Annotated in this window: 12 protein-coding genes; 4 read left to right on the top strand and 8 right to left on the bottom strand. The window is 74.1% G+C overall.

What is annotated here, in order from left to right:
* Positions 1-2: 2 nt before the first annotated feature.
* A complete protein-coding gene (locus RDI86_RS07910; protein ID WP_308821097.1) occupies positions 3-3,380 on the bottom strand; it encodes a discoidin domain-containing protein in 3,378 nt (1,125 codons plus the stop codon).
* Positions 3,381-4,030: 650 nt separating this feature from the next.
* Between RDI86_RS07910 and RDI86_RS07905 the strand changes: the two genes are divergently transcribed.
* Complete coding sequence (locus RDI86_RS07905) at positions 4,031-4,198, top strand: hypothetical protein (protein WP_163185135.1); 168 nt, start codon at positions 4,031-4,033, stop codon at positions 4,196-4,198.
* Between the two features lie 15 nt (positions 4,199-4,213).
* Here RDI86_RS07905 and RDI86_RS07900 read toward each other — a convergent pair whose 3' ends face one another.
* Genes RDI86_RS07900 through RDI86_RS07890 form a run of 3 tightly spaced genes read right to left on the bottom strand, consistent with a single transcriptional unit; the run spans position 4,214 to position 6,356 of the window.
* The gene (locus RDI86_RS07900; protein WP_308821096.1) at positions 4,214-5,074 is read right to left on the bottom strand and encodes a ferredoxin reductase; all 861 of its coding nucleotides are present in this window, start codon (positions 5,072-5,074) and stop codon (positions 4,214-4,216) included.
* Entirely contained in the window at positions 5,067-5,666 is a 600-nt protein-coding gene (locus tag RDI86_RS07895; protein WP_163185129.1) for a sulfite oxidase-like oxidoreductase, read from the bottom strand. The genes RDI86_RS07900 and RDI86_RS07895 overlap by 8 nt, the downstream gene beginning before the upstream one ends.
* A 3-nt stretch (positions 5,667-5,669) precedes the next feature.
* A complete protein-coding gene (locus RDI86_RS07890) occupies positions 5,670-6,356 on the bottom strand; it encodes a TetR/AcrR family transcriptional regulator (protein ID WP_244550393.1) in 687 nt (228 codons plus the stop codon).
* 152 nt (positions 6,357-6,508) lie between these two features.
* On the opposite strand from RDI86_RS07890, the gene RDI86_RS07885 reads away from it, so the two are divergent.
* Together RDI86_RS07885 and RDI86_RS07880 are read left to right on the top strand one after the other, a co-directional pair.
* A complete protein-coding gene (locus tag RDI86_RS07885) occupies positions 6,509-7,813 on the top strand; it encodes a glycosyltransferase (protein ID WP_308821095.1) in 1,305 nt (434 codons plus the stop codon).
* Between the two features lie 79 nt (positions 7,814-7,892).
* Positions 7,893-8,375, top strand: coding sequence for a DapH/DapD/GlmU-related protein (locus RDI86_RS07880; protein ID WP_308821094.1), 483 nt, complete (start codon positions 7,893-7,895; stop codon positions 8,373-8,375).
* Between the two features lie 126 nt (positions 8,376-8,501).
* Here RDI86_RS07880 and RDI86_RS07875 read toward each other — a convergent pair whose 3' ends face one another.
* The 4 genes from RDI86_RS07875 to RDI86_RS07860 form a co-directional block, all read right to left on the bottom strand.
* On the bottom strand, positions 8,502-9,944 hold the full coding sequence (locus tag RDI86_RS07875; RefSeq protein ID WP_308821093.1) for an L-serine ammonia-lyase: 1,443 nt from the start codon (positions 9,942-9,944) through the stop codon (positions 8,502-8,504).
* A gap of 57 nt (positions 9,945-10,001) precedes the next feature.
* Entirely contained in the window at positions 10,002-10,640 is a 639-nt protein-coding gene (locus tag RDI86_RS07870; RefSeq protein ID WP_308821092.1) for a DNA-3-methyladenine glycosylase I, read from the bottom strand.
* Positions 10,641-10,726: 86 nt separating this feature from the next.
* On the bottom strand, positions 10,727-11,083 hold the full coding sequence (locus RDI86_RS07865) for a transcriptional regulator (protein ID WP_061269378.1): 357 nt from the start codon (positions 11,081-11,083) through the stop codon (positions 10,727-10,729).
* On the bottom strand, positions 11,080-11,532 hold the full coding sequence (locus RDI86_RS07860) for a hypothetical protein (protein ID WP_061269373.1): 453 nt from the start codon (positions 11,530-11,532) through the stop codon (positions 11,080-11,082). The genes RDI86_RS07865 and RDI86_RS07860 overlap by 4 nt, the downstream gene beginning before the upstream one ends.
* Before the next feature lie 160 nt (positions 11,533-11,692).
* On the opposite strand from RDI86_RS07860, the gene RDI86_RS07855 reads away from it, so the two are divergent.
* Complete coding sequence (locus RDI86_RS07855; protein WP_308821091.1) at positions 11,693-13,165, top strand: AAA family ATPase; 1,473 nt, start codon at positions 11,693-11,695, stop codon at positions 13,163-13,165.
* Positions 13,166-13,178: the final 13 nt, after the last annotated feature.

The raw sequence follows: 13,178 nt of genomic DNA, 5'->3' as shown, positions 1-13,178 counted from the left end.
GGTCAGTTGCGCGTGATGGTGAAGGTCGACGTCGTGTTCTCGATGTCCCGGTAGTTGCCCGAGAACGTGAGGTTGGTGAACGTCGCGGTGCCGACGGCCGGCCCCTGGCCCGCCTCCGGCATCGGGTTGGCCCAGATGCCGTAGCCGGACTTGGCGTCGTAGGCGTCGCCGCTCTTCTTCGCCCCGGTGATCGTGACGTTGGTGAACGTCGGGTTCTGGAAGGTGTTCTGCGGCTGCCCGCCGACGTAGTTCGTCTGGAACATGATCCCGGAGTACGTCGGGTCGACGACGTCGAGGTTGTTCACCTGGATGTTCCCGAACGCCTTGGACGCCGAGAACATCCAGACGGCCCCGAACACCTGGTTGCCCCAGAAGTGCCCGCCGGAGCGGACGACGGTGATCCCGTCGAACACGGTGGGCGCCGGGCCGAAGCCCTCCATCGGGTACCCGAAGTCGAGCGAGCTGATCGTGACGCCCGAGTAGACCAGGGTGTCCGCGATGTAGATGTTGCGGAACGTGTTGTCCTGGCCGCCGTAGACCGCGAGCCCGGCGGCGCGCCACGTGTTGGTCGAGGTGAGGTTCTCGAACACGTTGCCGCGCTGCCCGCTGCCGCCGTTGTCGGTGGCCGCGAAGAGCGCGAACGAGTCGTCGCCCGTGCCGCGCGCCTGGTTGTTGTGCACGTGGTTGTTCGCGCTGCCGTTGGTCATGTTGATCGCGTCGGCGAACGTGTTCCGGATGCGGGAGTTCTTGACCTCCGAGTCGTCCATGTTCGAGGCCCAGAACATGCAGATCATGTGCTCGACCCAGATGTTGTCGATCGTCATGTTCTTCACGTTGGCGAAGTCGAACACCTTGCCCGGCCCGTCGATGCGCGACGTGTAGTTGCCGAAGTAGGCGAAGTCGCGGAAAGACGAGCCGTTGGCGCTCGCCTCGGCACGGAAGCCGACGTCCGTGTTCTCCTGGCCCTGCGGCGCGAAGAACCGCGTGAACCACGGCCCGGCGCCGACGACGTCGACCCCCTTGCCGTACACCTGGAACTTGCTCGCCGTCTGGTAGTCGCCCGCGGGCAGGTAGACGCCCTTGAGCGTGCCCGTCGTGTCCATGCGGACCTTGTCGAGCGCGGCCTGGACGTCCTGGTGCGTGAAGCCCGCGGGCTGCGTGTACTGCGCGGGGTTCGGGTTGGCTCGCGGCGTCGCGAGCTCGAGGTCGACGAAGTCGATCGCGTACTGCGACGTGTTCTGCGCGGTCTTCTGCAGGCGGATCTTCGAGCCCGCGGGGACCGTGGTGCCGAGCAGGGTGCTCGCCTCGTCGTAGATATGGCGCGGCGCGCCCTGGCTGGGCTGGTTGCCCGGGTTGGTCTCGTTGCCGTAGAGCCACGCGTAGCGCGACGTCAGGTCGATGTTCTTGAGGAACTGGCCGTCCACGTAGATCGCCAGCGTCGCGTTCGTGCCGCCGCCGCCCGCCGAGTCCGGGATGGAGAAGCGGGTGAGGAGCGTGTTCGTCGGAGCCTTGGTGGTCCACTCGACGTAGGCGCCGGTCTGGTTGAGCGTCACCGCGCGACGGCCGGACGCCTCGCCTGCGAGGTCGCCGACGACGCGGTTGGGAGCGAGCACGGTCGCGCCGCCGCCCGTGACGCCGTCCTCCGCCTCGTACGTGTCGAACGGCAGGTTGGCGCCGCGCCCGACGAAGAGCGGTCGGGTGGCGGTGTTGTTGGCCTGCTTCGCGGAGACCTCGGTCGAGTCCGGCGCGGCGACGACCTTGACGTCGTAGCTGCCGTTCGCGGCGGTCCACGTGCCGAGGTTGACGCTCGCGCTGCTCGCGCCCGCGGCGATCGCGCCGCTCGCGGAACCGGTGAGGGTGCGCACGACGGCGCCCGTGGCCTTGTTCGTCACGGTCACGGTGAGGCCGTGCGCCGCCGCGGAGGTCGCGACGTTGCCCTGGTTGGCGATCGTCGCGGAGAACGTCACCGTGCTGCCCGCCGACGGGTTGGTCGGCGCCCACGTGAGCGTCGGGACGAGGTCAGAGCTCGGGACGGCCGTGACGACGAGCGGGGTGGGGTTCGCGTAGGCGTTGTTGCTCTCGTCCTGCTCCGGGACCGTGCCGCCCGCGTCGGCGACCGCGCCGATCGTGTAGCTGCCTGCGGGGCGCGCGCCGACGTCGGCGGTGACGGTCGCCTGGGCGCCGGCGGCGAGGCCGCCGACCGGCTTCGTGGCGACCGTCTGGCCGTTGAGCGTGAACGCGACGTCGGTCGCGGCGGATGCCTGGGTGCCGATGTTCTTGACGACGGCCGACAGCGTGATCGCCTGCGACTCGAGCGGTGACGCGGGGGTCGCGGTGACGCTCGTGACGACGAGGTCGGGGTTGGGCGCGGGGGTGCCGAACACCTGCAGCTCGGCGACCTGGCCGTTGCCGGAGCCGGTGTTCCCGGTGAACCGGAGGCGCACGTCCTTGGCCGTGCCGGTGACGGGCACCGTCACCGTGTTCCCCGACGTGGGGGAGAACGCGTAGCCCGCCGACGGCTTGAGCGTCTGCCACGCGCCGGTCGCGGTCGCGCGACCCTGGACCTCGAAGGTCTGGGTGCGCGGGCCCCAGGCGGACGCCGGCGGCAGCTTGACGACGACGTTCGTGAGCTGCGTCGCGGAGTCGAGGGACACGCTGAGCGTGCTCGGGTACTGGCCGCCCGCGCCTTCCCAGTAGGTCGACGTGCTGTCGTCGTTCGCGTTCTTCGCCACGAACTGCCACTCCGTCGACGACGCCTCGATCGGCTTGTTCAGGGCGAGGTTGGTGCCGGCGGGCGGCTGGGGGTTCCCCGGCCCCGGGTCCGTGCCGCCGGCGGTGCCGCGCACCTCGAGCTCCGAGAGCTGCCCGGCAGGCCAGCCGGTGTTCGCCGTGATCTGCACGCGCACGTAGCGGGCAGGCGTGTCCGGCACGTCGATCGTCACGGTGTTCCCGGACCCCGGGGCGAACGTGTACGCCTGGCTCGCCGTGAGGGTCGTGAAGCTCGAGCCGTCCGTGCTCGACTGCACGCTGAGGGTCTGGCTGCGCGCCCCCCAGCCCGTGGGCAGCTTGAGCACGAGGTCCTCGACCGTGGCGGTCGCGCCGAGGTCGACCTGCGCCCACTGCGGGAACGCGTTGTTGGTCGACTCCCAGTACGTGCTCTGGTTGCCGTCGGTGAGGTTGCCGGACAGGTACGGCGAGGTGTTGCTGCTCGCGGCCGTCGCCTTGCCGGTGGACAGCACCGTGGGCGCCGCCGTCGCGGTGGTCGTCAGGCCGAGCGGGACGAGCAGGGCGGTCGCCGCCGCCGTCGCGGCGACGAGCCGGAGCCGGCGCTGCGGTGCGCGGACAGGTGTGCGGTTCGACGTGCTGGGTCGATGTCTCATCGGTGTCCTCGATCTCCCGTCGTCGTCGACGGGCGTCAGGCCGCGCCGAGCGCGACCCCGCACCGGACCGGACGGCCGGGTCGGAGGACGGGCCACGGCGCACGTCCGGCCGTGGCCGGATGGCTCGGGTCAGTACCTTCGAGAATTGCGGACGCGCTGTGCTGCACCGCACAACGGAGTGTTGATTTCTTGCGTCAACACGCAAGAACGCTACTGCCGGGTGAAGGGCGCGTCAAGAGATGTCGCAAGCACCCGATGCGCCTGGTTCGTCGCAGGAGCAGCCGCCGTCGCGAGGGCCCCGCTTTTCCCTCGGCGAAACACGGTGCCCCTCGCGCGTGCAGGGTTCACCGCGACGAACGGGGCCCGGGCGCCCGGGGGCAGGGGTCGGTGGCGCGGGTCGCGGCCGCCGTGACGGTGCCGTCCTCCTCCGCGCTCGACGGCGGCCTCCTCGATCAGCACGCCCGTGTGGTGCGCGACCCGCCGGTCCAGCGGCTCGAGGCCGGCGTACGACCCGAGGTCGGCCTCGAGCGCCCCGGCGCCGTACCCGGCCGCGAGCGGCTCGAGGCAGGGCTCGTGGACCTCGGCCTCGCCGCCTTCTCTCCGACCTGTGTCGGCGGGGTGCGACCCTTGCGCACCGGTAGGGTCCGCGCATGATGCTGTCCACAGGCCTGGGGTTCCTCAGCCTGCTCTACGTCCTCGTGCTCGTGACGATCGCGGTGCTGGTCATCTGGGCGCTGGTGCTGACGATCATGCTGCTCCGCAGCGTGCTCGCGGAGCGCGCCGCGCGCGGACCCGCGGGCGGGCCGCCGCCGCTCTGACGTGCTCCGTCGCGGTCAGTCGACCGCTGGCCCGAAGCGCTCGGTCTTGATCCGCGCCGGGTCGTGGCCGAGCGCCACGAGCTGCCGCGCGACGGCCTCGACGAAGCCCGTCGGCCCGCACACGAAGCACGCGGGCTCGATCTCGGGCGGCCAGCCCCACGCGGCGAGCTCGCGCCGCTCGACGCGGCCCGGCCCGCGCGTCGAGCCGAGCGGGGTCGAACGGGTGTGGACCACGTGGACGTCGAGCCCGTCGTGCGCGGCGGCGAGGCGGTCCAGGTCGTCCACGTACAGCATGTCTTCAGGACGGCGCACCGAGTACACGAGCCGGAACGGCGTGCGGTCGCCGGCGTCGCGCCGGGTGCGGAGCATCGCCATGAGCGGGACGAGGCCCGACCCACCGGCCGCGAGCAGCACGGGCGTCCCGGCGTCGCGCTCCGGCGACCAGACGAACCACCCGCCGACCGGCCCGCGCAGCTCGATCGCGTCGCCCACCGCGAACACGTCGGTGAGGTACGTCGAGACCTCGCCACCGGGGACCCGCTGGACGGTGACCTCGACGCGCGCGGGGGCGCCGCCGTCGGGCACCGTGCCGTCCTGCGGGACGGCGGGCGGACCGCCCGGGGAGGGGTCGTCGTCGGGCAGAGGGGTGCGCGTCGCGGCGCTGCCGATCGAGTAGCTGCGCTCGGCGGTGTAGCCGTCGGGCGCGGTGAGGCGCAGGTCGACGTGCTGGCCGGCGAGGTGGCCGGGCCACGCGGGGACCTCGAGGACGAGGGTCCGCGCGGACGGGCTCTCCGCCCACGCGTCGACGAGCGTCGCGACCTGCCAGCGCGACGGCGTCGCGTACCGTGCGCCGAGGCGGACGGGCGCCTCAGTCACCCTGGTACCTCTGCTCGCGCCACGGGTCGCCGAGGTCGTGGTAGCCGAGCCGCTCCCAGAAGCCCTGCCGGTCCATGGGCATGAGGGTGATGCTGTTGACCCACTTCGCCGACTTCCAGAAGTACAGGTGCGGCACGAGGAGCCGCGCGGGGCCGCCGTGCACGGGGTGCAGCGGAGCGCCGTCGAACGTGTGCACGACCCACGCCTTGCCGCCGAGCAGCTCGGCGACCGGGAGGTTGGTCGTGTAGCCGCCGTAGCAGCCGATCATCGCGAAGTCGGCCGTGGACTCGACCTCGCCGAGGAGCGTGTCGAGCGAGACGCCGCGCCAGGACGTGCCGAACTTCGACCAGCGGGTGACGCAGTGGATGTCGACGGTCGGCTCGTCCTGGGGGAGCGCCAGGAGCTCGGCCCACGACCAGGAGCGGGTCGCGCCGGTCTCGGTGGTGACGTCGAAGCGCCAGGTCGCGGTGTCGACGCGCGGTGTGGGCCCTGCCGAGAGCACGGGGAAACCGGTCTCGACGTACTGGCCCGGCGGGAGCGCCACACCCTGCGGGCGTGGCCGGCCCTGGAAGCCGGGGGTGAGGGTGCTCATGGCTCACGGTAGGCGCGGCCCGCCAGGCCGCGCCAGGGGTGAGGCGTCCGCGTCGCCCGGCGGCGGTGCGGCGACGAGCCGCACGACGGCGTCGCGCAGCCACGCGCGGTACCGCTCGCGCGACCAGCCCGCACCGGCCGCGAAGTGCGTCCAGCCCTCCGGCGCGAGGAGGTAGGACAGGGTCTCGGCGGCCTCGTCCCGCGGCGCGCGCAGCCGGAACCCGTGGTCCGCGAGCACGTCGACGCTCGCGCGCAGGTCCGCGCGACGGCGGTCGAGGAGCGCCGCGAGCTCGGCGGCGACGGCCTCGTCGGACCGGGCCGCCGACGTGAACGCCGACCACAGGGCCGCGACGCGTTCGTTCGCCGCCGCCACGAGCGCGACGAGCCCGTCGAGGAAGGCCTCGGGGTCGGTGGTCCCGGCGACGGCGCGACCCTCGGGCCGGGCGGCGAGCGACTCCTGGCCCTCGGACCCTGCGAACGTCACCTCGAAGGCCGCGAGGAGCAGGGCGCGCTTGGGCCCGTGCGCCTTGACGGTCTCGAGGGACACACCCGCCCGCTCGGCGACGCGCGCGAGGGTCGTGCGCTCGTAGCCGCGCTCGGCGAGCTCCTCCGCCGCCGCGCGCACGACGCGCTCGCGGGTGCGCGCGGCCTGCTCGGCGCGGAGGTCGGACGTGTAGGCGCGGGGGACCACTATTGACTACCCCTTCAGGGTGATGAATACTCCTGACGGTTACCGATCTTCTCACACGCCGCCTCCCCCCTCGGCGTCCTCGCGCGGACGGCCCGGTCCCGCGCCTTCCCGTCCGACCGGCGCGTCCCGCGCCGCCCGAGAGAGGCACACCGATGGCCACCGTCCTGCTCTGCTCCACCCCCGTGCACGCTCATGTCACCCCGCTGCTCGCGGTCACGCGCGCGCTCGTCGCCCACGGCCACGAGGTCCGGTTCCTCACCGGGGCGCGCTTCGCCGCGGCCGTGGAGGCAGTCGGCGCCGAGCACGTGCCGCTGCCCGCCGCCGCCGACTTCGACGACCGCGACCTCGCGGCCGCCTTCCCGGGCCGTGCGGGCCGCACCGGTCTCGACGCGATCCGGCACGACATGCTCGAGATCTTCGTCCGGCCGGGCGCCGCGCAGCACCGCGCCGTCCTCGACGCCCTCGCCGTGCGCCCGGCCGACGTCGTGCTCGTCGAGCCCCTGTTCCTCGGTGCGATGTCGCTCGTCGCCACCCCGGCCGACCGACGCCCACCCGTGCTCGCGCTGGGCATCTTCCCGCTCGGGCTGAAGAGCGACCTCACCGCACCGTTCGGCCTCGGCGTGCTTCCCGCGCGCGGGCCGCTCGGGGTGCTGCGCAACCGGGCGCTGCACCGGTTCGTCGAGGGCGTCGCGTTCGCCGCGCCGCAGCGCGCCGCGCAGGACATGGTGCGCGCGACCGGCGCCACCCCGAGCGACACGTTCTTCCTAGGCTGGCCCGCCGACGCGGACGCCGTCGTGCAGCTCACCGTCCCCGAGCTCGAGTACCGGCGGCCCGACGTCGTCACGCCCGTCCGGTTCGTCGGCCCGCCGCGACCCGTCGCCGCGCACGGCGACCTCCCTGCCTGGTGGGACGACCTCGGCACGCGCCGCCCCGTCGTCCACGTCACGCAGGGCACCGTCGCGAACGAGGACCCGCGCCAGCTCCTCGTCCCGACCCTGCGCGCGCTCGCGGACGAGGACGTGCTCGTCGTCGCCGCCACCGGCGGGCGGCCCGTCGAGACGCTCGGCGCGCTGCCCGCGAACGCGCGCGCCGCCGAGTACCTCCCGTACGACGCGCTGCTGCCGCGCACGTCGGTCCTCGTGACGAACGGCGGCTACGGCGGCGTGCACCACGCGCTGCGGCACGGCGTGCCCGTCGTCGTCGCCGGGAAGACGGAGGACAAGGCGGAGGTCGCGGCCCGCGTCGCGTGGACCGGGACGGGCGTGCGGCTGCGGACCAGCACACCGCGACCCGCCCAGGTGCGACGCGCGGTGCGCCGCCTGCTCGACGACCCCGCGTACACCCGGGCCGCCGCGCGCCTCGGCGAGCGCATCGCCGCCGCGCCGGGGGAGGACGGCGTCGTCGCGGTCGTGGAGGAGGTCGTCGCCCGGCGCGCCGCGCCCCGTGCCGCACGCTGACGGAGGAGGAGGATCGGGGGATGCCCAGCGACCTGCTCATGCGCATCCACGGCCCCGAGTTCCGCGCCATGTCCGAGCCGTGCTGGAGGCGACCGCGCTCACCTCGCGGCTCAACGTGCTCCCGTTCGACGACGAGGACGGCAAGGCCCGGCTCCTCGAGCAGATCCTCGGGCGACCGCTGCCCCCGCGCACGACGATCTACCCGCCGTTCTTCACCGACCACGGTCTGCACCTCGACCTCGGTGAGCGGGTCTTCGTCAACCAGAACTGCACGTTCCTCGACTACGCCGGCATCCGGCTCGCCGACCGCGTGCTGGTCGCACCGCGGGTCACGTTCATCACCGTCGGGCACCCCGTCGACACCGACGACCGCAAGGTCTGGCTCACCGGCGGCCCGATCGACGTCCACGAGAACGTGTGGATCGGCGCGGGCGCGACCATCCTGCCCGGCGTGACCATCGGTCGCGACGCCGTCGTCGCCGCGGGCGCCGTCGTCACCGACGACGTCCCGCCGCGCAGCCTCGTGACCGGGCCGCGGGCGGACGTCCGCCGCACCTGGTGAGGTAGCACCGGCTCAGCACTCGCCGTGCCGGTCGTGCTGGAGCCTGCGCTTGCTCCGCTGCGCTCCGGCTCAGCACTCGTGCCCTCGGTCGTGCTGGAGCCTGTGCTTGCTCCGCTGCGCTCCGGCTCAGCACTCGACGACGTTGACCGCAAGGCCACCCGTCGAGGTCTCCTTGTACTTGGTCGACATGTCGACGCCCGTCTGGCGCATGGTCTCGATGACGGTGTCCAGCGAGACGACGTGTGAGCCGTCGCCCTGGAGCGCGAGGCGCGCGGCGGAGACGGCGGTGCACGCGGCGATGGCGTTGCGCTCGATGCACGGGACCTGGACGAGCCCCCCGACCGGGTCGCACGTGAGGCCGAGGTTGTGCTCCATCGCGATCTCGGCTGCGTTCTCGACCTGGGCGGGCGTGCCGCCGAGCACCGCGCAGACGGCACCGGCGGCCATGGAGCAGGCCGACCCGACCTCGCCCTGGCACCCGGCCTCCGCACCGGAGATGGACGCGTTGCGCTTGTACAGCGCGCCGATGGCGGCGGCGGTGAGCAGGTACGTGCGCATCGCCCGACGACGGCGGGCCGGGTCGGCGGCGACGTCCGGGTGCGTGCGCAGGAAGTGCCGGCCGACGGCGGGGATGATCCCGGCCGCGCCGTTCGTCGGGGCGGTCACGACGCGCCGCCCGTCGGCGTTCTCCTCGTTGACGGCCATCGCGAAGGCCTGGAGCCACTCGATCGTCGTGTCGGCGCCACGCTCGTCGGCCAGCTCGAGGCGCTCGCGCTGCGCGCGGGCCCGACGCCGGACCTTGAGCCGCCCGGGCAGGACACCGTCGCGCTCCAGCCCGGCGTCGACGCACGCGCTCATCGTGTCCCAGATGCGGTCGACGCCCGCCTCGACGTCGGCCACCGGGCGCAGCGCGGTCTCGTTGGCCCAGGCGACCGCGGCGATGGACGTCCGCTCGCGCTCGCACACCGCGAGGAGCTCGGCCGCGTTGGCGAACGGGAACGGCACACCGGCCGGCTCGGTCCGCGGGTCGATCGCCTCGCCCGCGAGCTCGGCCCCGACCTGGGCGGCCTCGTTCGCGGCGGCTGCCTCGAGCTCGGCCGCGGTGAGGACGAACCCGCCGCCGACGGAGTAGTACGCCTCCTCGGCGACCGTCGCGCCGTCGGCGTCGAGCGCGGTGAAGCGCATCCCGTTGGGGTGACCGGGCATGCGCGTCAGCGGCGCGAGGCGCACGTCGTCGCTCGTCATGGTGATGCGGTGGCGGCCCAGGAGCGTGACGGGCGCGCCGTCGCCGAGCTTCTCCCACGACCCGGGCACGCGCGCCGGGTCGCACGTCTCGGGGTCGAGGCCGAGCAGGCCCGCGACGACGGCGTCCGGCGTCCCGTGGCCGACGCCCGTCGCGCCGAGCGAGCCGCACAGCACGACCCGCAGGCCGGCGACACTGCCGAGCGTGTCGTCCGCGGCCAGGGTCGTGACGAACGCCTTCGCCGCGCGCATCGGCCCGACGGTGTGCGAGCTCGACGGGCCGACGCCGACGGAGAACAGGTCGAGGACCGAGACGTAGGCGCTCATGCCCACCATGGTCGCACCTCGTCCACGATGCGGGCGGATTTTGCTATAGCGAATCGGTCACGAGCGCGTGGGCGCGGGACGGCTCATGGCGACCGGGCAGGTCGCGAGGTGGTCGTCCACCAGGCCGCACGCCTGCATGGCCGCGTACGCCGTCGTGGGCCCGACGAACCGGAAGCCGTGCTTCTTGAGCGCCTTCGACAGGGCGACCGACTCCGGGCTCGTGCTCGGGACGTCGCCCCACGTGGCGGGCCGGCCGGAGCGCGCGGGCGGCGCGAACGACCACACCAGCTCGTCGAGCGAGCCGCCGCCGGCCTGCAGCGCGAGGAGCGCCCGCGCGTTGTCGATCGTCGCCGTGATCTTCTGGCGGTTGCGGATGATGCGGGCGTCCGCCAGGAGCCGCTCGACGTCGGGCTCGTCGAACGCCGCGACGGCCGCGGGGTCGAACCCGGCGAACACCTCGCGGAACGCCGGTCGCTTGCGCAGCACCGTGATCCAGGACAGGCCGGACTGGAAGCCCTCGAGGACCAGGCGCTCGAGCAGCGCGGTGTCCCCGTGCACCGGCACCCCCCACTCGGTGTCGTGGTACTCCTCGTAGAGCGGGTCGCCGTCGCCGAAGCAGCGGGCGCCGGGGCGCGGCGCGGGCGGCGCGTCGTCGGGCACGGCGAGCGGGGTGGACGCGTCGGTCTCGGTCGTCATGCGCCCCACTCTGCCGCCTCCCGCCGACACCCACGAGGTCCCTGTGGATGACGCGCGCCCGGACGCGTGCGCCGAGGCGCCTGTGGTCAGGCGTCGGCCGGGGGCAGCGCGACCTCCGCGATCGCGCGCAGCGCGTCGAGGTGCGCGCGCAGGGCGGCGGCGCCGGCGGGCGTGAGGCGCACCCAGGTGCGCGTGCGCCGTCCGGCACGCTCCTTGCTGATCTCGACGTACCCGGCGTCCTCGAGCACCGTGAGCTGCTTCGACAGGGTCGAGTCGGACAGCTCGATGGTGTCGCGCAGGGTCCGGAAGTCCGCCTTCTCGACGCCCGAGAGCGCGGCGACGACGGAGAGGCGCACGGGGGAGTGGATCACCTCGTCGAGCGTGTGGCGCGGGTGGTGGTCGACGGCGGAGCCGTCGCCCGTGGTGGGACGGTGCGTCGTCACGCCGTCACCGCCGCGTCCCGCGGGGCGGGCCGCCACGCCGCGACGAGCAGCGGGACGGCGCTCACGAGCGCCGCGGGCACCCAGTACGCGACGGAGCCGGGCCACACCACCAGCCCGGCGACGAGCACGGCCCCGTAGACCACGGCCCAGGACACGGCGCCGACGGCGATCCGGCGTCGCGTGCCGACGGCCAGGGCGCCCTGCCGCCCCGCCCACGTGGCGCCGACGGTGACGATCGCGACCCAGGCCGCCATGCCGACGACGAAGCCGACGCGGCCGCCGAGCCCGATCGCGAGCACCAGCCCGACGCTCGCGACGGCCCACCCCGTCAGGTAGAGCCGGACCCACCGCCACCCGCGCGCCCGGGTGGCGCCGGCGAGGCGGTCGGCACGGTCGAGAGCGGCTGCCGCGTCGAGGGGCGCCAAGGAGGTCGTGTCGTCGGTGCTCATGGATGCCATCGAAGCATCTACTTTCCATCATGGCAAGTGGTTTCCATGGGGACCTCTCCCTATCGTGCGCGTCGGCGGTCCCGTGCACACTGGTCCCGGCCGTGCCCCGCCCCGGGCCGCACGACGCCGTCGTCCCGACCTCCGTCCCCGAGGAGCACCCATGTCCGACGCCCTGGCCGCGCTCGCCGCCGCCGTCGCGGCAGCGCCCGCGAGCGCGCCGCTGCGCGTGCACTACGCGAGCCTCCTGCTCGCCGCGGGGCGTCCCGTCGAGGCGCTCGAGCAGGCCAGCGCCGGGCTCCGGATCGACCCCGCCGACGGCGAGGCGCTGCGGCTCGTGCAGGAGGCGGCCGCGTCCGCCGCGGCGGCGTCGCGGCCGGGAGACGCCGCGCCCGAGCAGGCGCCGGGCGACCCCGCGCCGTCCGGCGACCTCACGCCGCCCGGCGACCCCGCGCCGTCCGGCGACTCCGCGCTGTCCGGCGAGCCCGCGCCGTCCGACCACCCCGGGCAGGGCGCTCCCGCCGGGCCGGGGAGCCCGGCGTCGGGCATCGACTGGGACCGGCTGGAGGACGAGCTCGACGTGCGCGTCCCGCCGCCCTTCGTCGAGGAACCGGCCGTCGACGCCGTCCCCGCGGGCCCCGCTCCCGTCGACGCCGGCCCCGCGCCGGCGCAGGAGGGCGCCGACCCGGCACCCGGGGGCGGGCAGCCGTTCCTCGTGCCCGCGCGCGACGACGCCCCCGACGACGGGTCGGGCCTGCTCGAGGTCTCGCGCGAGACGGTGACGCTCACGGACGTCGGCGGCCTGGAGCCGGTGAAGAAGCGCATCCGCGAGGCGTTCCTGGAGCCGATGCGCCACCAGGCCATCGCGCAGGCGTTCGGCAAGTCGCTGCGCGGCGGACTGCTGCTCTACGGGCCGCCCGGCACCGGCAAGACGTACATGGCGCGCGCGGTCGCGGGCGAGCTCGGCGCGCGGTTCCTCACGGTGACGCTCGCGGACATCCTCGACAAGTACATCGGGGAGAGCGAGCAGAACCTCCACGCCCTGTTCCAGCGGGCGCGGCAGCTCGCGCCGGCCGTCCTGTTCCTCGACGAGGTCGACGCGATCGGCGGCAGGCGCGCGCAGTACTCCGGCTCGTCGGGCATGCGGACGGTCGTCAACCAGCTCCTCCAGGAGATGGACGGCATCGGCTCCGACAACGACGGTCTGTTCGTGCTCGGCGCGACCAACCACCCGTGGGACGTCGACACCGCGCTCCTGCGCCCGGGCCGGTTCGACCGCGTCGTGCTCGTCCTGCCGCCCGACGAGCCCGCGCGCGAGGCCATCCTGCGCCACCACCTCGCGGGGCGGCCCGTCGCCGGGATCGACCTGGGCGCTGTCGTGCAGCGGACCGAGGGGTTCTCCGGCGCTGACCTGGAGCACCTGGCGGCCACGGCGGCCGAGAAGGCGATGATGGACTCGATCGCGTCCGGCCAGGTGCGGCCCGTCACCATGGCCGACATGGAGTCGGCGCTCGCGGACGTGCGGCCGTCCACGACGGCGTGGCTCCAGTCCGCGCGCAACGTCGTGACGTTCGCGAACGCCGACGGCCGCTACGACGAGCTCGCCGCGTACCTGCGCGCGCGACGCATGCTCTGAGACGGCGAGGCAG

This window comes from Cellulosimicrobium sp. XJ-DQ-B-000 (assembly GCF_031119065.1).
Classification (GTDB): Bacteria; Actinomycetota; Actinomycetes; order Actinomycetales; family Cellulomonadaceae; genus Cellulosimicrobium; species Cellulosimicrobium funkei.
This window is presented reverse-complemented; position numbering and strand designations above follow the sequence as displayed.